We start from the raw sequence: 252 nt of genomic DNA on the forward strand, positions 1-252 counted from the left end.
CGGTAATCATCAAAGCTCACTCCCGAGGCCCACTCTCATCGTCCAGCGTCCCGAGGCCGAGGACATAGCTGCCCGCAGGCGAGTCCGGAATCCCCAGTTTTTCAGACAAGTAGCGAATTGGCAAACTCTCCCCTGCCGGATGCTCGGCCCAGGGATTCAACCGGACAATCTTAAAGTCTTTGGCACGCAATCCAGTTACACCCACTCCTTGCGCATCGCGGACTCGAACGTAAGCCAGCAATAGGTTGACGG

Annotated in this window: 1 protein-coding gene; it reads right to left on the bottom strand. The window is 57.1% G+C overall.

Annotated elements, in window-relative coordinates; genetic code table 11:
• Nucleotides 1-16 precede the first annotated feature (16 nt).
• Nucleotides 17-252 (bottom strand): hypothetical protein (locus SB717_RS37980; protein WP_410908340.1); only part of this gene is annotated, 236 nt, incomplete at its 5' end.

Source organism: Priestia sp. SIMBA_032, from assembly GCF_046535215.1.
GTDB lineage: Bacteria > Bacillota > Bacilli > Bacillales > Bacillaceae_H > Priestia > Priestia aryabhattai.